The organism is Mesorhizobium sp. M0011, assembly GCF_040324155.1.
Classification (GTDB): domain Bacteria; phylum Pseudomonadota; class Alphaproteobacteria; order Rhizobiales; family Rhizobiaceae; genus Mesorhizobium.
In genome coordinates this window covers 74798-95875 of record NZ_JAMYVQ010000016.1, presented here as the reverse complement: position 1 = coordinate 95875, position 21078 = coordinate 74798, and the positions used below count along the sequence as shown (strand labels likewise).

At 63.8% G+C, this 21078-nt stretch carries 18 protein-coding genes; 5 read left to right on the top strand and 13 right to left on the bottom strand.

Annotated elements, in window-relative coordinates:
- Positions 1–83 precede the first annotated feature (83 nt).
- The 5 genes from rpsU to NKK51_RS18535 all read left to right on the top strand — a co-directional run bounded on the left by rpsU (position 84) and on the right by NKK51_RS18535 (position 4241).
- On the top strand, positions 84–362 hold the full coding sequence (gene rpsU, locus NKK51_RS18555) for a 30S ribosomal protein S21 (RefSeq protein WP_023810129.1): 279 nt from the start codon (positions 84–86) through the stop codon (positions 360–362).
- 138 nt (positions 363–500) lie between these two features.
- Positions 501–1343 (top strand): tetratricopeptide repeat protein, encoded by an 843-nt coding sequence (locus NKK51_RS18550; RefSeq protein ID WP_023810130.1) that lies wholly within the window; start codon positions 501–503, stop codon positions 1341–1343.
- Positions 1344–1545: 202 nt separating this feature from the next.
- A complete protein-coding gene (locus NKK51_RS18545; RefSeq protein ID WP_027037654.1) occupies positions 1546–2022 on the top strand; it encodes a DUF992 domain-containing protein in 477 nt (158 codons plus the stop codon).
- A 92-nt stretch (positions 2023–2114) separates the two neighbouring features.
- Positions 2115–2594 carry a DUF992 domain-containing protein gene (locus NKK51_RS18540; RefSeq protein ID WP_023810132.1) on the top strand — a complete coding sequence of 160 codons (480 nt, stop codon included), beginning with the start codon at positions 2115–2117 and terminating at the stop codon, positions 2592–2594.
- A 210-nt stretch (positions 2595–2804) separates the two neighbouring features.
- Entirely contained in the window at positions 2805–4241 is a 1437-nt protein-coding gene (locus NKK51_RS18535; protein ID WP_352554216.1) for an MFS transporter, read from the top strand.
- A gap of 12 nt (positions 4242–4253) precedes the next feature.
- Here NKK51_RS18535 and NKK51_RS18530 read toward each other — a convergent pair whose 3' ends face one another.
- The 13 genes from NKK51_RS18530 to NKK51_RS18470 all read right to left on the bottom strand — a co-directional run bounded on the left by NKK51_RS18530 (position 4254) and on the right by NKK51_RS18470 (position 21041).
- Positions 4254–4946 (bottom strand): response regulator transcription factor, encoded by a 693-nt coding sequence (locus NKK51_RS18530; RefSeq protein WP_023810134.1) that lies wholly within the window; start codon positions 4944–4946, stop codon positions 4254–4256.
- A complete protein-coding gene (locus tag NKK51_RS18525; protein WP_352554215.1) occupies positions 4943–7678 on the bottom strand; it encodes a DUF4118 domain-containing protein in 2736 nt (911 codons plus the stop codon). Before NKK51_RS18525 ends, NKK51_RS18530 begins: the two co-directional genes overlap by 4 nt.
- A gap of 54 nt (positions 7679–7732) precedes the next feature.
- On the bottom strand, positions 7733–8299 hold the full coding sequence (gene kdpC, locus NKK51_RS18520) for a potassium-transporting ATPase subunit KdpC (RefSeq protein ID WP_023810136.1): 567 nt from the start codon (positions 8297–8299) through the stop codon (positions 7733–7735).
- A 74-nt stretch (positions 8300–8373) separates the two neighbouring features.
- On the bottom strand, positions 8374–10467 hold the full coding sequence (gene kdpB, locus NKK51_RS18515) for a potassium-transporting ATPase subunit KdpB (RefSeq protein WP_352554214.1): 2094 nt from the start codon (positions 10465–10467) through the stop codon (positions 8374–8376).
- Positions 10464–10661, bottom strand: a complete 198-nt coding sequence (locus NKK51_RS18510; RefSeq protein ID WP_352440895.1) for a hypothetical protein — start codon at positions 10659–10661, stop codon at positions 10464–10466. Before NKK51_RS18510 ends, kdpB begins: the two co-directional genes overlap by 4 nt.
- 25 nt (positions 10662–10686) lie before the next feature.
- The gene (kdpA, locus tag NKK51_RS18505) at positions 10687–12390 is read right to left on the bottom strand and encodes a potassium-transporting ATPase subunit KdpA (RefSeq protein ID WP_128303166.1); all 1704 of its coding nucleotides are present in this window, start codon (positions 12388–12390) and stop codon (positions 10687–10689) included.
- 21 nt (positions 12391–12411) lie between these two features.
- A complete protein-coding gene (locus NKK51_RS18500; RefSeq protein WP_128303167.1) occupies positions 12412–12501 on the bottom strand; it encodes a potassium-transporting ATPase subunit F in 90 nt (29 codons plus the stop codon).
- A 452-nt stretch (positions 12502–12953) separates the two neighbouring features.
- Positions 12954–13256: a DUF982 domain-containing protein gene (locus tag NKK51_RS18495; RefSeq protein ID WP_023810142.1), complete on the bottom strand. Its 303-nt coding sequence runs from the start codon at positions 13254–13256 to the stop codon at positions 12954–12956.
- Between the two features lie 393 nt (positions 13257–13649).
- The gene (locus NKK51_RS18490) at positions 13650–14462 is read right to left on the bottom strand and encodes an NAD-dependent epimerase/dehydratase family protein (protein ID WP_352554213.1); all 813 of its coding nucleotides are present in this window, start codon (positions 14460–14462) and stop codon (positions 13650–13652) included.
- A 3-nt stretch (positions 14463–14465) separates the two neighbouring features.
- Complete coding sequence (locus tag NKK51_RS18485; protein ID WP_352554212.1) at positions 14466–15668, bottom strand: pyridoxal phosphate-dependent aminotransferase; 1203 nt, start codon at positions 15666–15668, stop codon at positions 14466–14468.
- Complete coding sequence (locus NKK51_RS18480; RefSeq protein WP_352440890.1) at positions 15665–17284, bottom strand: hydantoinase B/oxoprolinase family protein; 1620 nt, start codon at positions 17282–17284, stop codon at positions 15665–15667. Before NKK51_RS18480 ends, NKK51_RS18485 begins: the two co-directional genes overlap by 4 nt.
- Positions 17281–19374, bottom strand: a complete 2094-nt coding sequence (locus NKK51_RS18475; RefSeq protein WP_352554211.1) for a hydantoinase/oxoprolinase family protein — start codon at positions 19372–19374, stop codon at positions 17281–17283. Before NKK51_RS18475 ends, NKK51_RS18480 begins: the two co-directional genes overlap by 4 nt.
- Positions 19371–21041, bottom strand: coding sequence for a thiamine pyrophosphate-binding protein (locus tag NKK51_RS18470; RefSeq protein ID WP_352554210.1), 1671 nt, complete (start codon positions 21039–21041; stop codon positions 19371–19373). Before NKK51_RS18470 ends, NKK51_RS18475 begins: the two co-directional genes overlap by 4 nt.
- Between the last annotated feature and the right edge of the window lie 37 nt (positions 21042–21078).

Here is a 21078-nt window from a genome sequence, read left to right as displayed (position 1 = left end):
CAATTCGTGGTGTAAACCGCCGCGGAGGCTAGTGGCTATGGCCGCTTGCCTGTTGATATCAAACCCGAAAGACAGGATTGCCCGTGCAGGTACTCGTCCGCGACAATAACGTTGATCAGGCGCTTCGCGCTCTCAAGAAGAAGATGCAGCGCGAAGGCATTTTCCGTGAAATGAAGATGCGCGGTCACTACGAGAAGCCGTCCGAGAAGCGCGCCCGCGAAAAGGCTGAAGCCGTTCGCCGCGCCCGCAAGCTGGCCCGCAAGCGCGCCCAGCGCGAAGGCCTGCTGCCGATGACGCCGCGCCCGGTCGCTGCTGGCGCCGCCGGCGGTGCAGGTGGCGCTCCGCGTCCGCCGCGGTTCTAACGCCAATTTTTCGTCCTTTTCGAAGGATATCAGAGGTGGCGCGATGTGGAATCGCCGCCACCTTTTTGTTTTGATGTGACCGGTCCGGAGGGGGAGCCGGACCTGAACGACGCGGCTTGAAGTGAGGACAGGGCAGACATGAACGCAACGAGCGTGGAGCGCGGGACCGCATTGCGTGGTTTCGCCCTGACAGCAGCCCTGCTCTCCGGACTGGCGCTTGCCGGCTGCCAAACGGCGGGCCCGACCGGTGAATTCAACAACATCGACAAGGCGCAAGGGTCGAGCGAGAACATTTCCTCGCTGTCGGCGGTCATCCAGCGCAATCCCCAGGATCCCGAAGGCTACAATGTGCGCGGCTCGGCCTATGGCCGTGGCGGTCAGTACCAGGCGGCGCTCAAGGATTTCAATCAAGCCATCCAGCTCAATCCGAATTTCTTCCAGGCCTATTCGAATCGCGCGCTCATCCAGCGCTTCCTCGGCAACCAGGAAGCCGCGCTGGCGGACTACAACCGTTCGATTCAGATCAACTCGAACTATGACGCCGCCTATATCGGCCGCGGCAATCTCTACCGCAAGGCGGGTCGCACCCAGGACGCCTTCAACGACTTTCAGAAGGCGATCCAGCTCGATACGACCGACGCGCGCGCCTACCACAATCGAGGCCTGATCTATCAGAGCCAGGGCCAGCACAAATTCGCCATCGAGGACTTCTCGACCGCCATCTCGCTGGCGCCGGACGCCGCCGAACCCTACAATGGCCGCGGCCTCTCCTATCTGGCGACCAACGACGAAGACAATGCCTTCTCCGATTTCAACATGGCGATCAAGCTCGACGGCAGGAATGCCGAGGCCTGGTCCAACCAGGCGCTGATCTATGAGCGGCGCGGCGACAAGGCGAAGGCCGCGAAATCCTATAAGGAAGCCGTTCGCCTCGACCCTACCTACCAGCCGGCCAAGGATGGCCTCGCCCGCGTCAGCTGATCTCGGTTTCGGCTTACCATACAAATCCGCATGACATCCAAGTGCCGCGGGATTCTTTGCGTGTCCGAAAGGACGCACTTCGCAACCGCGCATTAACCCCGGCAGGAGGCTTTCGGCCCCTGCCTTGATCGCGCCAAGTTTTCGGCGGAACGGTCTACCCACCCAAGCCGTTGTTGAAAGTATTTTGCGAAAGGACCCTCCCATGATCAAGAAACTCGCCTGCGCCGCTGCCCTCGCCACGACGATGTTCGCGGTGGCTCCGGCCAGCGCCGGCAAGCTGCAACTCGGCACGCTCGATTGCACCATCGACGGCGGCACCGCTTATATCGTCGCTTCCAACAAGGGCGTGTCCTGTGTCTTCCGGCCTCATCATCACGGGCCGTCCGAGGTTTACACAGGCGTCATTTCCAAGATCGGCCTCGATGTCGGCCAGACGCATCAGGGCCAGCTCGTCTGGGCCGTGCTGGCTGCGACCCGGGACAGTGACGGAGGCGATCTCGCCGGCAGCTACTACGGTGTCAACGCCGAAGCGAGCGTGGTGACCGGCGGCGGCGCCAATCTGCTGGTTGGCGGCCTGGACAGCGCCTTCATGCTGGAGCCGCTCAGCGTCCAGGCGCAGACCGGCGTCAACCTTGCCGTGGCCGTGACCTCGCTCCAGTTGATCCATTCATTCAAGTGATTGCATGGAGCCGTGCGCTCCATGCCCCTCACTCCGCGGCGCGGAACCAGATAGGATGGTTCCGCGCCGTTTGATTTTGGAGGGGAACCATCATGCTGAAGACAGCCATAGCTGCCGCCATGTTCACCACGCTATCCGGAGCGGTGCAGGCGCAGGACCGAGGCATGGAAGTCGGTACGCTTGACTGCGCCATAGGCGGCGGCACCGGCTTCATCTTCGGCTCGAGCAAGGATCTGAGCTGCACCTTTAACCCCGCCGACAAAAGCTTCGCGCCGGAAGCCTATTTCGGCGCTGTCAACAAATACGGCCTCGACATCGGCACGACGAAGCAGACGGTCATGCAGTGGATCGTGCTGACGCCGCTGAAGAACATCTATGCGCCGGGTGCGCTGGCCGGCGACTACATCGGCGCCAGCGCGGAGGTGACGGCCGCCGTCGGCGCCGGCGCCAATCTGCTGGTCGGCGGCTCCTCTCAGGCCTTCACCTTGCAGCCGCTCAGCTTGCAGACGCAGACCGGCATGAACCTCGCGATCGGCGTCAGCCAATTCCAGCTGCGCAGCACCGAGAACTGATCGCGCAACGAACCCGCAACCGGAAAGGCTGCCGCGCGAACGATCTTCAAAAAAACCGCTTGAGCTCAACCCCGGTTGAGGTTTTACAAGCCTGCCCCGAACGCCACAACGCCTCGATCCGGCGCTGTCGATTCGCATGGTCCTGCCGGAAACCCGTACTGGCTTCTGGCGTGCTGCGCTGGCGTCGAGATATGCAAGACAGGGGTGGAAATGACCGAGATCAGCACGAACAGGGTCGACTGGCGCTTATTGTGGGCAAGCGGCGACCTGGCGCGCTTCTGCTTCATCAGCCTCGGCATCCTGCTGCACGCCACCAACGAGACGATGGTGGCAACGGTGATGCCGGCCATGGTCGGCGAACTGGCGGGCGTACAGCTCGTCGGCTGGTCGCTGGCGATTTACGAACTCGGCGCCATCGTTGCCGGCGCAGCCGCCGGACGACTGGTGAGTTATGTCCCCTTGCGCACCAACATGGTGGTCGCCGCGCTGCTCTACGCAGCAGGCGCGCTGATATGCGCCACCTCGCCTTCCATGCCACTGTTCCTCGCCGGCCGCCTGATCGAAGGACTTGGCGGCGGTGCGCTGGTGTCGCTGGCCTTCGTCTCGGTCGAACGACTGTTCTCGCGCGCCATCTGGCCGCAGCTTTTCGGCATCATGTCGGCGATCTGGGGCGTCGCCGCCTTCAGCGGACCATTGCTCGGCGCGATCATGACCGAGCTGTTGTCATGGCGCTGGGCCTTCGGCATCTTTACTCTCGGCGGCACTGCCATGGCGCTGGCAAGCTTCATCGTGCTCGACACGCCGGAGGCGACGAAGCCCAGGACGAGCACGGGCAAGGCGCCGCCCTTCCCGTTCGCGGCTCTTGGCTGCCTAGCCGTCGCCGTGGTCCTGATTGCCTTGGCCGGCGTCGACATCGCCTTGCTGCGCTCTTCGCTGCTGATGGCCCTCGGCCTGATAGGCCTGGTGCTGTTCTTCACCATCGACGCGCTGAAGCCGCGTTCGCGGCTGTTTCCGGCGCGGCTGTTCTCGTGGCGCACGCCGGTCGGCGCCGGCATGACCATGGTTGCCGCCTTTTCGGTGGCGACCTGTTCCTTCGGCGTCTACGGGCCGCTGTTGCTGACCAGTCTTCACGACATTCCGCTGCTGACCACCGGCTACATCATCGCCGCCGAATCGATCGCCTGGTCGATCCTGTCGATCCTGGTCGCCAACGCGCCGCCGCAGCGCGAGCGGCTGATCATCGTCGGCGGCGCGGTGATGATCGCGGCCGGCATCGCAGGCTTTGCGTATGCGATACCGCTGGGCTCCATTCCGCTGATCCTGATCTGCGCCCTGCTGCAAGGCGGCGGCTTCGGCGTGGCCTGGCCCTTCCTCACGCGCGTCATCGTGGCCTCCGCGCCGGAGGGCGAGCAGACCATCGCCTCGGCGGCGGTGCCGACCATGCAACGCATCGGCTATGCCGTGGGCGCCGCACTCGCCGGCATCGTCGCCAACGCCAGCGGCTTTTCGCAAGGTCTGAACCACGACGCGGCGGCGAATGTCGCGTCGTGGTTGTTTCTTGCCTTCGTGCCGCTCGGCATTGTCGGCTGCCTCGCGGCCTTGCGAGTTTCCAGACCGCTTGGCCAGCCACGGGAAGCTATCGGCTAAAACCTGGCCTGCTCACTCGACCTCGCGCAGGCGGTAGCCAACGCCGGTCTCGGTGGTGATGTAGCGCGGCTGGTCGGGGCTCTTCTCGATCTTCTGCCTGAGCTGCCGCACATAGACCCTGAGATACTGCACGTCGGTCGAGTCGCCCCAGACCTGCTTCAACAGGAAATGATGGGTCAGCACCTTGCCGGCGTGCTGCACCAGCATGCGCAGGATGTCGTATTCCTTCGGCGAGAGCTTTACCTCCTTGCCCTCGACCTTGACGATGCGCTTGACCAGATCGACGCTGAGATCGCCGGTCTGGAAAATCGGCTTCTCGCCCTGCTGCTGGAACTTGTGGCGGAGCGCCACGCGAATGCGCGCCACCAGCTCATTCATGCCGAAAGGCTTGGTGACATAGTCGTCGGCGCCGAGTTCCAGGGCCTGGACGATGCCGGCCTCGTCGGTCCGGCTGGACAGGATGACCACTGGAATGTCGAGACCATCGTCGCGCCATTTGCGCAGCAGTTCATGGCCGCTCATGCCGGGCAGCCCAAGGTCGAGCAGGACGAGGTCCGGCTTCTCCGCCTCCATCAGCTCGATCGCCACCTTCGCGTTCGGCGCCTCGCTGACCGCATAACCTTGGCTGCCGAGCCCGACGCGCAGCAGCTTGCGGATCGGCGGCTCGTCATCGACGACCAATATTCTGACGTTCGAGTTTGTCATGCCAGGTCACCCACATCGTGGTCGTCGGTATTCGAAGCGTCGAAATTGGGCGGATTTGCCGGCCTGGGCATTTTGATGGTGAACACCGCGCCCGAACCGTCGGTCCGGTTTGCCGCCATGATCGTGCCACCCATCGCTTCGACGAAGCCGCGGCAGATCGACAGGCCGAGCCCCGTACCGGCGCGGATCTGGTCGCCCTTGCGCACTCGATAGAACGTGTCGAAAATCCGTTCCAGATCGCCGGGAGGAATGCCTGGCCCTTCATCCATGATTTGCAGCAGGACGGAGCCATTGTCGGTCCAACCCTGCATGCGAATCGTCGAGCCTGCCGGGGCATATTTCGCCGCATTGTCGAGAAGATTGAACAACGCTTGCTCGAACAGCACCGGGTCGACCTTCAACATCGGCAAATCCTTGGGGATGTCGGTCTCGATCTTGTGCTCGCCAATGATTTTCCTGGCCCTTTGCAAGGCGGAGCCGACGATGTCGCCGACATAGTGAAAGGCGTAGTTCGGCTCCATCGCGCCGGACTCGATCTTGGTCATGTCGAGCAGATTGGCGATGAAGCGGTTCAACCGCTCGGATTCGTCCAGCACCGTCGACAGCAGTTCGGCCCGGTCCGGTTCGGGAAGCGCGCCTGAAAAATCCCGCAGCGTGCCAGCCGCGCCCATGATGGCAGCGAGCGGCGTTTTCAGATCATGGGAAATGGAGGTGAGCAGCGCCGAGCGCAGCCTGTCCGCCTCGGCCGCGAGCTTGGCACGGTCGACGTCGGCAACCAATTGAATACGCTCGATGGCGACCGCCGCCTGGTCGGCCAGTGCGTCAAGCAGCCGCTGCTGCTCGGGCGTCAGCAGCGGACCCTGCTTGTCGTTGTCGAGGCCGACGACCCCGATGGCCGTGCGCCCCGTCCGCAAGGGCAAATAGAGGCGCTTGGCGCCCGGAAGCGTGTCGGCGCCGCGACCCGCGGCACGATTGTGCTCCCAGGCCCAGCGGGCGGCGGCGATGTCGGCTTCGGCCAGCGTGTCGTCGGGCGGATAGCCGGCCTTGACGGTGATGGTCCCGTCTTCCGGCAAAAGCAGCACCACCCGCAGCTTCAGCATCGAGGCGATCTGGAAGGCCGTGGCCCAAAGGACGTCGTCGAGCGTGCCGGCGCCGGCGAGCTTCTTTGAAAAGAGGTAGATGTCTTCCGTGGCCCGCGCCCGCGAGCGGGCGGCGACCGCCTGGCGCTGCACGCGCGCCGTCAGATTGCTGGCGATGACCGCAACGACGAGAAAGACGCCAAGCGCGACGATGCTCTCCGGATCCCGGATCGTCAGCGTATAACGAGGCTCCAGGAAGAAATAATTGAAAGCAAGGGCGCTGGCGAAACAAGCGTACAGAGCCGGCCACAGACCGCCGGTTACCGCCGATGCCAGTACGCCGATGAGAAGAATGATCGCCAGGTTGCGAACGTCGAGAAACTGGTCGAGAACGACGGCGAAGGCGAGCGAACCGATGACAAAGGCCGTGGCCTTGAGATAGGGCCAGATCTCGAACTGCCACTGCTCGTCCGCCGCCTTGACACTCCTCGACGTCACCTCGGCGTTGCGTTCGGTTCCTGAAATGACATGGACGCTGATGTCACCGGCGTTGCGGATGAGATCGTAGGTGAGCGAGCCTTCGATCAATTCCCGCCAGCGCGACCGGGTCGGCCTGCCGACCACGATATGGGTGAAATTGTTCGCCGTCGCATGGCGAACAATGTCCTGCGCGATGTTCTGACCGGGAATGGTGGTCACCTCGGCGCCGAGCTGTTCGGCAAGCCGCAGGTTCGTAGCGAGCCGATCCTTGTCCGCTTCGGGCATGCTGGCCGAGCGAGGGCTGTCGACATGCAGCGCCGTCCACGGGGCACGGAGCCGGTCGGCCAACCTGCGCGCGTAGCGAATACGCGCCGCCCCGCCCGGACGCGCGTCGACGCAGACGAGTACCCTTTCCCCCGCAGCCCACGGTCCAGGAATGGCGTGGGCCTGCATATGGATCAGCAACTGGTCGTCGACGCGCTGCGCGGTGCGGCGCAGCGCCAGCTCCCTGAGCGCCGTCAGATTGCCCGGCGAGAAATAGTTCTCGATCGCGCGCTGCGCGGTGTTGGGGAAATAGACCTTGCCTTCCTCGAGCCGCTTGATCAGGTCGTCGGGAGTGAGATCGATGATCTCGACATCGTCGGCCTGGTCGATGATGGAATCGGGAACCGTCTCGCGAACCCTGACCTTGGTGATCTGGGCGACAACGTCGTTCAGGCTTTCGACATGCTGGATGTTGAGCGTCGTGTAGACGTCGATGCCGTGCGTCAGGATTTCCTGGACGTCGAGATAGCGCTTGGGATGGCGGCTGCCGGGCGCATTGGTGTGGGCGAGTTCGTCGACAAGAACCAGCGCCGGGCGCCGGGCGAGGATGGCGTCGATGTCCATCTCGTCGAGGATGCGCCCCTTGTAGTCGACCTTGCGGCGGGCAATGACCTCATAACCCTCGACCAGGGCCAGTGTCTCCTTGCGCCCATGCGTCTCGACGACACCGATCACCACATCCACGCCGTCGGTCAGCCTGGCGCGGCCCGACATCAGCATCTCATAGGTCTTGCCTACGCCGGGAGCGGCACCCAGGAATATCCGCAGCCGGCCGCGACCTTCCCGCTCGGCATGGTCAAGCAGTGCGTCGGGAGAAGGTCTGGCGTCGTTGTTTCTGTCGTCCGGCATCGGGACCGATCATGGATGGCGCCGGAGATACTGTCGATCCCCAGCCCGCACCATTCACTGTTTCGCGGCGTCCAGCGCAAGGTTGAGACCGAGCACATTGACCACTGGTTCGCCCATGAAGCCGAGTTCCCTGCCCTCGACCTGACTGTCGACAAGCGCCTTGACCTTGGCTTCATCGATCCCCCTGGCCTTGGCCACCCTGGCGACCTGGAAGTAGGCTGCTTTGGGACTGATATCGGGATCGAGGCCACTGCCGGACGTCGTCACCAGGTCCATCGGGACGGGCTGGTTCGGATTCTCCGCCTTCAGTCTTTCCGCATCGCCCTTGATGCGGTCGATCAGCTTGGGATTGGTCGGGCCGAGATTGCTGCCGCTCGAGGCGGCGGCGTTGTAGCCGTCGCCGGCGGCCGAGGGGCGGCCATGGAAATACTTGTCGCTGGCAAAGCCCTGGCCGATCAGTTCGGAGCCGATAACCTTGCCATCCTTCTCGATCAGGCTGCCATTGGCCTGGCGCGGGAAGATCGCCTGGGCGATGCCGGTCATGCCGATCGGATAGATCAGGCCGGTCAGGACCGTGAAGAAGACGATCATGATGATCGCGGGTCTTAGCTGGGTGAGCATGGAGATGTTCCTCAAAGCAATTCCAGGAAAAGTGTGAAGCGGTTTTCCGTCCGGAATTGCGTTAAAACAAAGAGTTAAGCGAGGCCAAGCGCGGTGACGATCATGTCGATCGCCTTGATGCCGACGAACGGCACGATGAGGCCGCCGAGGCCGTAGACGAGAAGATTGCGGCTGAGCAGCGCGCCGGCGCCAATGGCGCGGTATTTGACGCCCTTCAGCGACAGCGGGATCAGCGCGATGATGATCAGTGCGTTGAAGATGATGGCCGACAGGATGGCGCTTTGCGGCGTCGCCAGATGCATGACGTTGAGTGCCTGCAGCGGGCCGGTCGTCTGTCCCGGTGCGACGTAGAAGACGGCGAACATCGCCGGAATGATGGCGAAATACTTGGCCACGTCGTTGGCGATCGAGAAGGTCGTCAGCGAACCTCGCGTCATCAAGAGCGCCTTGCCGATCTCGACGATCTCGATGAGCTTGGTCGGATCGCTGTCGAGATCGATCATGTTGCCGGCCTCGCGGGCGGCAACCGTGCCGGTGTTCATGGCGACGCCGACATCGGCTTGTGCAAGGGCGGGTGCATCGTTGGTGCCGTCGCCGCACATGGCCACCAGCTTGCCCTTGGCCTGTTCGTCGCGGATCAGCTTCAGCTTGTCCTCCGGTGTGGCCTGAGCGAGGAAGTCGTCGACGCCGGCTTCCGCGGCGATCGCCGCCGCCGTCATCGGATTGTCACCGGTGATCATCACCGTGCGGATGCCCATGCGGCGCAGTTCGGTGAAACGCTCCCTGATGCCGCCCTTGACGATGTCCTTGAGGTGGACGACGCCGAGCAGGCGCCCGTCGCGTTCGACCGCCAGCGGCGTGCCGCCGGACTTGGCGATCTCGTCGGCGATGGACTGGAGATCGCGGATGGATTCGCTGCTTGGGCGCGTGCCATGGGCGGCGGCTGCCGACTGGTTGACATGGGCAAGCACGGAATCGACGGCGCCCTTGCGCACCGATGAACCATCGATGTCGACGCCGCTCATACGGGTCTGCGCTGTGAAGGGCACGAAAGTGGCGTGCAGCGTTGCCATGTCGCGGGCGCGGATGGCGTATTTCTCCTTGGCCAGCACGACGATGGAGCGGCCTTCCGGCGTCTCGTCGGCGAGCGAGGCAAGCTGGGCCGCGTCGGCCAGTTCCTGTTCGGTGACGCCCTTGACCGGGCGAAACTGCGTCGCCTGGCGGTTGCCTAGTGTGATCGTGCCGGTCTTGTCGAGCAGCAGCGTGTCGACGTCGCCTGCGGCTTCCACGGCGCGGCCCGACATGGCCAGCACGTTGAATCGCACCAGACGGTCCATACCGGCGATGCCGATGGCCGAAAGCAGCGCGCCGATCGTGGTCGGGATCAAGGTGACGAACAGCGCCACCAGAACGGTCACCGAGATGTAGCCGCCCGAGTAGGAGGCAAAACTCGGGATCGTCGCGGTGGCCAGCACGAAGATCAGCGTCATGCCGACGAGCAGGATGTTGAGCGCGATCTCGTTCGGCGTCTTCTGGCGCTCGGCACCTTCGACCAGTGAGATCATGCGGTCGAGGAAGGTATGGCCGGAGGCGGCGGTGATGCGGACGCGGACCCAGTCGGACAGCACCTGGGTGCCACCGGTGACCGCCGAACGGTCGCCACCGGATTCGCGAATGACCGGCGCGGATTCGCCCGTGATCGCAGCCTCGTTGACCGAAGCAACGCCTTCGATCACTTCGCCGTCGGACGGGATGATGTCGCCGGCCTCGACCAGCACGGCATCGCCGACCTTGAGGCTGGTGCCGGGCACGAGTTTGTATTTGGTGCGGTCTTCACCGGTCAAAAGCTTGGCCTGGGTCTCGGTGCGTGCCTTGCGCAGCGAATCCGCCTGCGCCTTGCCGCGGCCTTCTGCGACCGCTTCGGCGAAGTTGGCGAACAGCACGGTGAACCAAAGCCAGATGATGATCTGCAGCGTGAAGCCGAGATTGCCGCCGCCGGTGACCAGGTCCTTGACGAACAGCACCGTGGTGAGCGCCGAGACGACGGCAACGACGAACATCACCGGGTTCCTGGCCAGCGTGCGCGGGTCGAGCTTGCGGAAGGCGCCGCCGATGGCGGGAAGCAGGATGCTGGCATCCATGATGCTGGCCGATTTCGAGTTGCTCATTTTGAAGCTCCGGCTTCGGTGTTGTTGGACGGCACCGGATGATCGGATGCCGAAAGGAAATGCGGCGGCCCGTAGGCCAGCAGCCAGAGGACGAGCATGACTGCCGCAAGGCCGAGAAACGTCGACAGGGTCGGGAAAGGAGGAGGTCTCTCCTCCTTTCCGTGATCGTCCCTGTGGCCGACCTTGCGGCGCATGGCATTGAACCAGGACATGACGGTCTCAGAAGGTCTGCCCGTGAGCCATGGCCAGGTGCTCGATGATCGGCCCGACGGCGAGCGCCGGGAAGAAGGTGAGGCCACCGACGATCAGGATGACGCCGACCAGCAGCCCGACGAACAGCGGGCCATCGGTCGGGAAGGTGCCGGCGGAAGCCGGAACCGTTTTCTTCGCCACCAGCGAGCCGGCAATGGCCAGCGCCGGGATGATGACCAGGAAGCGGCCCATCAGCATGCCGATGCCGATCGTGATGTTGTACCAGGGCGTGTTGCCGCTGAGGCCGCCAAAGGCCGAACCGTTGTTGGCCGCCGCCGAAGTGTAGGCATACAGAACCTCGGAGAAGCCGTGCGGGCCGGCATTGCCCATCGACGCCACGCCGGTCGGCAGCACGACGGCGATGGCCGTGAAGATCAGCATCGCCAGCGGCAGGCATAGTATGGCCAACATAGCCATCTTGACCTCCTTGGCCTCGATCTTCTTGCCGAGATATTCGGGCGTGCGGCCGACCATCAGGCCGGCAACGAAGACGGCAACGACGATGTACATCAGGATGCCGTAGAGACCCGCGCCGACACCGCCGACGATGACTTCGCCAAGCTGCATGTTGATGATCGGGATCATGCCGCCGAGCGCGGTGAACGAGCCGTGCATGGCGTTCACCGCGCCGCAGGAAGCGGCCGTGGTGATGACGGCAAACAGCGCCGACAGGGCGGTGCCGAAACGCGTCTCCTTGCCCTCCATGTTGCCGCCGTCGATGCCCAGCGCATGCACCAGCGGGTTGCCAGCGGCTTCCGCCCAATAGCAGATGGCGACACCGGCGATGAACATGACGCCCATGGCCGAGAGGATCGCCCAGCCCTGGCGCTGGTTGCCGATCATGCGGCCGAAGACGTTGGTCAAGGCGGCGCCGATGGCGAAGATCGACACCATCTGGATCAGGTTGGAGATCGCGTCGGGGTTCTCGAACGGGTGCGCGGCATTGGCGTTGAAGAAACCACCGCCATTGGTGCCGAGCATCTTGATGGCCACCTGCGAAGCGACCGGGCCGACGGCGATGGTCTGCTGCGCGCCTTCCAGCGTCGTGGCGTTGACGTAGGCGCCGAGCGTCTGCGGCATGCCGAGCCAGACATAGACCAGCGTCAGCACGATGCAGAACGGCAGAAGCAGATAGAGTGTGGAGCGGGTCATATCGACCCAGAAATTGCCGATCGACTTGCCGGAGGCCCGCGCAAAGCCGCGGATCAGCGCGATGGCGATGGCAATGCCGGTGGCCGCCGAAACGAAGTTCTGCACCGTCAGCCCGGCCATCTGCACGAGATAGGACATCGTGCTCTCGCCACCATAGTTCTGCCAGTTGGTGTTGGTCATGAAGCTGGCGGCGGTGTCGAAGGCCAGCCCTGGTTCAACCGCTGTCATGCCGGCAGGATTGTAAGGCAGGCTGCCCTGCAGACGCTGCAGGGCATAAAGCACCAGGAAGCCGGCGAGGTTGAAGAGCAGCAGGGCGACCGCGTAGGTGGTCCAGTGCTGTTCCTCGCGTTCGCTGGTTCCGCAGATACGATAAAGCCCGCGCTCAAGCGGGCGAAGGACCGGCGAAAGCAGCGTGCGGTCGCCGTTGAAGACGAGGTGCATGTAGCCGCCGAGCGGCTTCACCAGCAATATGACGATCCCGCAGTAGACCAGGATCTGTATCCAACCGTTCAGTGTCATGGCTGTGGGCTTTCCGTGCCTTCAGAAGCGTTCTGGATGAACGAGGGCGTATGTCAGGTAGGCGAGCAGGAACAGCGTAACGCCGCCACCGAGAATATAGTCGACGATCATTTTTTCAGCCTCGCTCTAGAGCGCGTCACAAGCTTTTATGTAGGCGAGACAAAAAGCGAAGAACAAAATTCCGATCCCGATAACGGCTATATCCATTTTGTTTATTCCTTTTGTTCTTTTGTGCTTTGCGGATTTGACAGGAGAGTTCGCAATATATCGAAAGTGGCCCGTCGCATCTTTGGTGACGGAACCGGTTGTGTTTTCTGAAGGGAATATGGACCCAATCGCCATAAAGGTTCGAGACAGGGCGCAGTGGAAAGAAATAGGAATGTCATAAAGATTTTTGCGCGGGCTCTTCCCAACACTCCACCCAGGGATTGTCGCCCAAGGCACACGGCCAACCACAGGATTGCGATTTCCTTGCGAGCTGCCGGAAACGGGAAAGCCCGGCTGGGGGCCAGCCGGGCTTTCTATGGTGGTGTGGCTTCAGCCGCCACGGGGAACATCAATCTTCAGGCGGCGTAGCCGCCATAACCACGCGCAACGGCGTGCACGCCCGCCACCGGCTCGAGGTCCGGCCACAGGATGCCCGCGGCTTGCGCGAATTCGAGCAACGCCCGGCGCGCCTGCTCGACGCTCACATAACCTGGAACGGCCAGATCACATGCCTTCACCGCATTTCGGTAGAGCGGGCCGCGACGGGAGGTGGTCCAATTGGTGAGGAAATCGTGCATTTCGGCCAGCGAGGCAATCTCGCGCTTGAAGCCGAGGCCGACCGACAGTGCGACCGGTGAATGAAACAGCTTGTCGTGCATGAAGCGGGCTCCTGGTTTTTTCGCGCGCTTGGAGAGATATCCGGGCGGGTCCGCGAACGGGACGCCGTGAAACGCGCGGAGCGGCAGGAGGTTCCAGACTTAGGTCTTGGCGGTTTTTTGTGCCTGGTCCGCGAAATCATCAATTTTACAGCGCAACTGTCGGGTGCCGGACGCTCAACGGCTCCGCGACCCACTTGGCGACGGCAGGCGCGGAAAGGTCCGGCATCGTCTGCAGGTACCGCTGCCAGATCTGATCCATGACCGTGGTCAGCGTGGCGCATCGAAGCCGGCGCCGCCGACAACCTCCTCGATCTCCGCCACCATGCGTGAATCCATCGCCTGCCGCATCTCGGCTTCCGGTCTGCGCCATCTAGCGGATTGGTATTTCGATAGCTACGCCGGCTCGTCGTCCGGATGGCCAAGCTCGCAGAACCACCCGCCCAGATACTTCACCGATGGCGCCTTGGGATCCGGAATCTGCGTCTTCGCCTCGACCGCTGCGCGGAACGGCTCGGCACTATCCTGCGGAGAAAACCCCAGATGGTTGGCGCCGCTGTTGTCGACCGTTTTCACCTTGTTGTCGGAAAGGCCGAAGGAGATCGTATGGCCGACGCGCGGCGCGGTGAGAGCTGTCTCGACCAGACGCACACAGTCGGCGAAGGAGAGGTATGACCATAGCATGCGACGGTCCGCCGGTTCGGGGAAGGACGAAAAGATGCGCAGGCACGCCGTCTCGATGCCGAACTTGTCCCAGTAAAGCCGGCTCAGGCTCTCGACGAAGTTCTTCGACACGCCATAGAGGCTGTCGGGACGGACCGGCGCGTCGACGCCGATATGCGCCTCGACCTCGTGATAGCCGACGGCATGTACGGAGGAGGCATAGATGACTCGTTTCACGCCGTGTTTCCGGGCGCCCTCGTAGATGTGATAAGAGCCGCGGATGCTGGAATCCAGGATGGTTTGCCATTCGCATTCGAGTGGTGCGCCGCCGAAATGCACGATCGCGTCGCAATCCTTGGTGGCGGCAATCGTCGCCTCCATATCGGCGAGGTCGAAGACCGCTTCTTCCTCGTGTGGAGCAAGATCGCCGAACGGTTCGCGGCCTGCCAGGCGGATCGTTTTTGCCAGCGGCACCAGCCCCTTTCGCAGTTCCGAACCGAGGCGGCCGGCCGCGCCGGTGATCAGGATGCGTTCGTAATGCGGCATGATCTACTCCACTTGCGCGACGGCGGCGTTGATGCGCGCGATCGCTTCGGTCAGCACCTCTTCGCCGGTCGCGGTCGAGATGCGGAAATAGGGTGAAAGTCCATAGGCGGCGCCCGGCACCGAGGCCACGCGCCCTTCGTTCAGGAGATAATTCGCCACTGCCGTGTCGTCCTCGAGCACGACGCCTTTTGGGGTCCTGCGGCCGATCAGGCTGGCGCAGCCGATATAGGCATAGAAGGCGCCTTCCGGTGGCGAAAGCGTAAGACCGTTGATTCGCCTGATGCCGTCGACGACAAGGTCGCGGCGCGCCTCGAACGCCTGCCGAAAGCGTGCCACCTCGTCCTGGGGGCCGTTGAGCGCGGCCACCGTCGCCGCTTGCGCGATCGAGCAGACGGACGTGCAGGACTGGCTCTGGATGGTCGCCATCGCCCTGGTGAGCGGCGCCGGCCCGGCGGCATAGCCGACACGCCACCCGGTCATCGCATAGGATTTGGAGACGCCGTTGACGATCAGGGTGCGGTCCCTGAGTTCCGGGCAAGCCTTGCCGAAGGAGACGAAGTCGCGTCCGTCGAACAGGATGTGCTCGTAAATCTCGTCGGAAAGCACCAGCACCTGCGGATGCCTTGCCAAAACCGCTCCGAGTGCCCGCAGGTCCGATTGCGAATATATGGCGCCGGAGGGGTTGCCGGGCATGTTGAGGAACAGCCATTTCGTCCTTGGCGTGATGGCTTTTTCGAGCAGCTCCGGCGTCAGCCGGAAGCCCGAAGTTTCCTGGCACTCGATAACGACAGGCGTGCCGCCGAGCAGCTTCACCATCTCGGGATAGGAGACGAAGTAGGGCGCCGGCAGGATCGCTTCGTCACCAGACTCCAGCGTCGCCATCAGCGCGTTGAAGATGATCTGCTTGGCGCCATTGGCCACGACGACGTCGTCCGCCGTGTAGTCCAGTCCGTTTTCGCGGCGGAACTTGCCGGCCACGGCTTCGCGCACCTCGGCCGTGCCGGCGGCACCCGTGTATAGCGTCTGGCCGGCCTTCGCGGCGAAATGCGCCGCTTCGATGATGTGGCTCGGTGTCGGGAAATCCGGCTCGCCCAAGCCAAGATCGATCACGTCGACGCCCTTGGCGCGCAGGGCCTTGGCTGCTTGCGAAGCAGCCATGGACGCCGAAGGCTTCACCGCAGACAGGCGCGAGGCAATGTAGCTCATTTGCCGTTCTCCGAAATGTATTCCTTGGAGCGGTCGTTCGCCCGCGCCTCGGTGCTGCGCTTGGACGGATCGCCATAGCCGCCGCCGCCCGGCAATTGGAGGATCAGCCGACGGCCGGCCGGAACATGCTGCCAACCTTTGGGTCGCATCTGCGTGCCATCGTCCAGCCTGACCACGCCGGCCACTCCAGGCCCGCCGCCGTTGCGCCCGTGGGCGGGATGATTGACGCGGTCGAACATGGCCGAAAAGTCGAATTCATGGCCCTCGATCGCCTCGATTTCGATAACCTGCCCGAGCCCGCCGCGGAACTCGCCGTCGCCGCCGGAATCGGGCCGCAGCTCCTTGCGCCAGATGACGATCGGGCCGGTGTGCTCCGTTGCCTCGATCGGCATCGTATGGACGCCGGAGGGGAAGGCCGTCGCCGACAATCCGTCGAGACCGGGGCGCGCGCCCATGCCGCCGGAATTGAACATCAGCACCTCGGCGCGGCGGCCCGAACCGCCGGAGACCGGCCGAACCGAGATATGGATGTTCCACAGTGCGCCGGCGCCCTCGGCAAGGATCTTGCCGGGCATCGCCTTGGCAATCGCACCGAGCACCAGATCGGGAACCATGTGGCCGAAGATGTGCCTGAGCGCCACCGGCGCCGGCCGCACGGCGTTCAGGATGTTGACCGGAGACGACACGGTGAAGAAGGCGAGCGACGCGGCATTGTTAGGAATATCGGGCGCCACCACGCATTTCAACGCGTAGCAGGCATAGGCCTTGCTGTAGATGATCGGGCAGTTGATGCCCCATCGGCTCATCGGGTCGGTACCGGTAAAATCGACCTCGACGCCGGCGTCCCGAACCGTGACGGTCGCCGCGAGCTTCACCGGCTTGTCGTAGCCGTCGGTCACCAGCGCGTTCGACCAGCTGCCTTTGGGCATCGCCTTGATGCGTTCGACCATGGCGTCGCGTGTGCGCGAGAAGATGAACTCGCCAAGCCCGTCCAGCGATGCCAGGCCGATCTCCTTCATCATGTCGACGAGGCGTCGGTGGCCGACTTCGTTGCAGGCGGCGAGCGAATAGAAATCGCCGACGACCTGGTTCGGCTCGCGGACGTTGGCGCGCAGGATCCTGACGAGATCGAAATTGACCTTGCCCTTCTCCGCGAACTTCATGATCGGGATCTGGATGCCTTCCTCGTAGACCGACTTGCCGTCAGCGCCGAAGCCGCGCCCACCGACATCGACCACATGCGCCGTGCAGGCGAAGAACGCAACCAATTCGCCGTTCAGGAACGACGGCGACACCATGGTGATGTCGTGCAGGTGGCCCGTGCCCAACCAGGGGTCATTGGTGACGTAGGTGTCGCCCTCGAACATGGTTTCGCGCGGGATTTCGTTCATGAAATGCAGCACCGCCTCGGCCATGGTGTTGACATGGCCGGGCGTTCCCGTCACCGCCTGTGCCAGCATCTGGCCGCGGGGATCGAACACGCCCGCCGACAGGTCGCCGGATTCGCGCACCGATGTCGAGAAAGCCGTGCGCAGCAAGGTGAGGGCCTGCTCCTCGACCACCGAGATCAACCGGTTCCACATGACCTGCATGCGGATTTCACTGATGTCGCTCATGCCTGGCTGCCTTTGCGGATCAGAAGGATTGCGCCGTCGCTCTGGATGACGGCGTCGAAGCTCGTGGTGACGACGGTGGACGTCTCGCGTTCGACGATGATGACCGGGCCCGCCACCCGATCGCCGGTGCACAGCCCCTCCCGTTCGACGATGCCATAGGTCCGTGGCGCACCGCTGGCCGGATCGAACACCGCGCGGCTTGTTGCCGGCTGAGTGGTCCGCTTGCCGGTGATCAGCTCGTGCCTGGCGACAGCAGGCCGGACATCCGTCGCCTTCACGGACCAGGTGACGATCTCGATTTCCAGGCCGCCAAGTCCTTCGATGGCACGGCCGAAGAAGCGTTGGTAATTCGCCTGGAACAAATCCTCGAGCGTGGTTGCGGCATCGTTGCCGAACGGCTTGTCCGGCAGCGGCACGGGGATTTCCCAGCCCTGGCCGACGTAGCGCATGAAGGCGGTGATTTCGCATGTGATCGTACCGTTGGCCCCTGCCCGCACGAAGCTTTCGGCTGACACTTTGAGGTCGTCGAGCAAAGCATTGGCCTCGGCCGGCTTGAACTGCGACAGCCGCGTCAGCCGGGATGCCAGGGCTTCGTAGCCGAACGGAGCCTTGAGGAAGCCGATCGCCGATCCGACGCCCGCGCCCTTGGGGACGATGCACTGGTCGATGCCGAGTTTCTCGCAAAGCCTTGCGGCGTGAAGCGGGGCCGCGCCACCGAAGGCGATCATCACGTTGTCGGAAATGTTTTTGCCGTTTTCGACGGCATGGACGCGGGCGGCATTGGCCATGTTCTCGTCCACCACCTCGCAGATGCCGAAGGCCGTCGCCATGGCATCGAGCGACAGGCGTTCGCCGACATCGCGCAGGATCGCCTGTTCGGATGCGGACGTGTCCAGCCTGATGGCGCCGCCGGCGAAATTGTCGGGATCGAGCTTGCCGAGCACCAGGTCGGCATCTGTGATGGCCGGGCGCCTGCCGCCGCGGCCGTAGGAGGCCGGGCCAGGTTCCGATCCGGCACTTTCGGGACCGGTCTGGATGCGGCCCATGGCGTCGACCCAGGCGATCGAGCCGCCGCCGGCGCCGATCTCGATCATCTCGATCACGGGAATGGAGATCGGCATGCCGGAACCTTTGCAGAAGCGATAGGTACGCGCCACTTCGAAGGTTCTGGCGGTGCGCGGCGCATAATCCTCGATCAGGCAGATCTTTGCAGTGGTGCCGCCCATGTCATAGGAGACGACCTTTTCCAGGCCGAATCGCCTAGCGATGTCGGCGGCGAAGATGGCGCCGCCGGCCGGGCCGGACTCCACGAGGCGCACGGGAAATTCCGAGGCCGTCTCCACCGAGATCAGACCGCCGCCCGAATGGATCATGAAGACCGGGCACTCGGCGCCCATCTCCTTCAAGCGGGTCTGGAAACGCGCGAGATAGTCCGCCATCTGCGGCCGCACATAGGCGTTGGCGCAGACCGTGTTGAAGCGTTCGAACTCGCGCATCTGCGGCGAGACTTCGGCGCTGATCGAAATCGGGATGGTAAGCTTGCGGGACAGGATAGCGCGTGCCCGGCGCTCATGATCAGGGTTGGTGTAGGCGTGGATGAAGCCGATCGCCACGGAGCCGAAGCCGCCGGCCGCGATCCGGTCGGCAATGCCTTCCAGGGCGGCTTCGTCGAGCGGCTGAAGCTCCTGGCCTTCCGCGCCGATCCGGCCCTTTACCGTGAAACGGTGCTCGCGCGGGATTAGCGGCGCCGGCAGCTGCAGGTCGAGGTCATACTGCTCGAAGCGGTTTTCCGTGCGCATCTCGATGACATCGCGGAACCCTTCGGTGGTGACCAGCGCGGTCTTGGCGCCACGGCGTTCGATGAGCGCATTCGTCGCCAGTGTCGTGCCGTGGATGATGATGCCGATCTCGGCAAGCGCGATACCGGCATCGCGCGTGACGACGGCAATGCCGTCCAGGATCGCCTGCTCGGGCGCCGCATAATTGGTCAACACCTTGGTGGAGAAGATCGTTCCCCTGAGGTCGAGCGCGACGTCGGTGAACGTGCCGCCTATGTCCGCGCCGAGACGGATGTCGTCTTTGGAGGTCATGCCTTGGCCTTCTGGGAAGCGAGCGCGGCGTCACGCATCTGGGAAAGGGTCTGTCGGGGCGTCAGCGCTTCAGGAGATATGGCGATGTCGAGGACCGCTCCCGTCACGGATCCGAGCGCCCGATCGAACGCCGCCGCGAAATCGCGCGTCGCCTCGATCCGCTCGGCATGGAAGCCATAGGCCTTTGCCAGTGTCACGAAATCAGGGTTTTCGAGCGACGTGCCCGAAACGCGCGCCGGATAGTGGCGCTCCTGATGGGCGCGGATCGTGCCGTAGATGCCGTTGTTGAGGATCAGCACGATCGGCTGCGCGCCAGCCTGCATGGCGGTTCCGAGTTCCTGGCAATTCATCTGGAAGTCGCCGTCGCCGGCAAAGCAGACGACCGTGCGTTCTGGAAACGCAACCTTGGCGGCAATTGCCGCCGGCAGGCCGTAGCCCATGGCGCCAGACTGCGGGGCGAGCAGCCGTGCGTCCGGCCCGAACTTGAAGAACTTGTTCGGCCAGACGGTGAAATTGCCGGCGCCGTTGGTGAGAATGACGTCGGCAGGCAGGTTTTCGCGCAGCCAGGCGCTGACCTCCACCATGTCCACCGGGCCGGGCTGGACGGGCGCGCCGAATGTCCCTTCATAGGCTTTGCGGGCCGTCGCGCGCCAGTCCGCCCAGCCGCCTTTGACGGGCGTCAACGCCCGGGCAAAAGCGTTCGGCCCGGCATGGATACCGATGGCCGGCACATAGATCTTGCCGATCTCGCGATCGGAGCCATGGACATGGATCAGTTTCTGGCGCGGCAACGGCACGGACAGCAGCGTATAGCCGTCCGTGGTCATCTCGCCGAAACGCACATTGACGGCCAGGATCACGTCGGCGTCGCGGAGCAGGGCTTTGACATGCGCCACCATGCCGACGCCGGCCTCGCCGACAAAGACCGGCGAATGGTTGTCGAACTGGTCCTGATAGCGAAAGGCCGCCACGACAGGGATGTCGGAAACCTCTGCGAAAGCCTGTAGCGCCGCGCGTCCGTCCACGGTCCAGTTGGCGCCGCCCATGAGCAGGACCGGCCTCTCGGCCTTGGCCAGCAGCCTGAAGGCCGAAGCGATCGCTTCCGGCGCCGGCGCCGGCTCGAAAATGGCCACCGGTGCGCTGAGCGGAGCCGCTTCGGTCATGGTGGTCAGCATGTCCTCGGGCAGCGCGACCACGACGGGACCAGGTCGTCCGGTCAATGCGGTCGTCCATGCCCGCGCCACAATCTCGGGCAGGCGCGCGACATCGTCGATCTCGACCGCCCATTTGGCGACCGTGCCGAACACCGCCCGGTAGTCGATTTCCTGAAACGCTTCGCGGCCCTTCATGTCGGTGCCGACCTGGCCGACGAACAGGATCATCGGCGAACTGTCCTGCATGGCCGTGTGAACGCCGATGCTGGCGTTGGTGGCGCCTGGGCCGCGCGTCACGAAACAGATGCCTGGCGAGCCGGTAAGCTTGCCGTAGGCCGAGGCCATGAACGCCGCGCCGCCTTCATTGCGGCAAAGCGTGTAGTCCAGCTTTCCCTGCGTGTCGTGCAGCGCGTCCAGGACGGCCAGATAACTTTCTCCGGGCACGCCGAAGCTCCTGGTCGCGCCAAGCCCGATCAGGCACTCGACGAGAAGGCGGCCGCCATTGCGGATCATGCTTCGACATCCTCACTTTGGCGGCAGGTCGATCGAG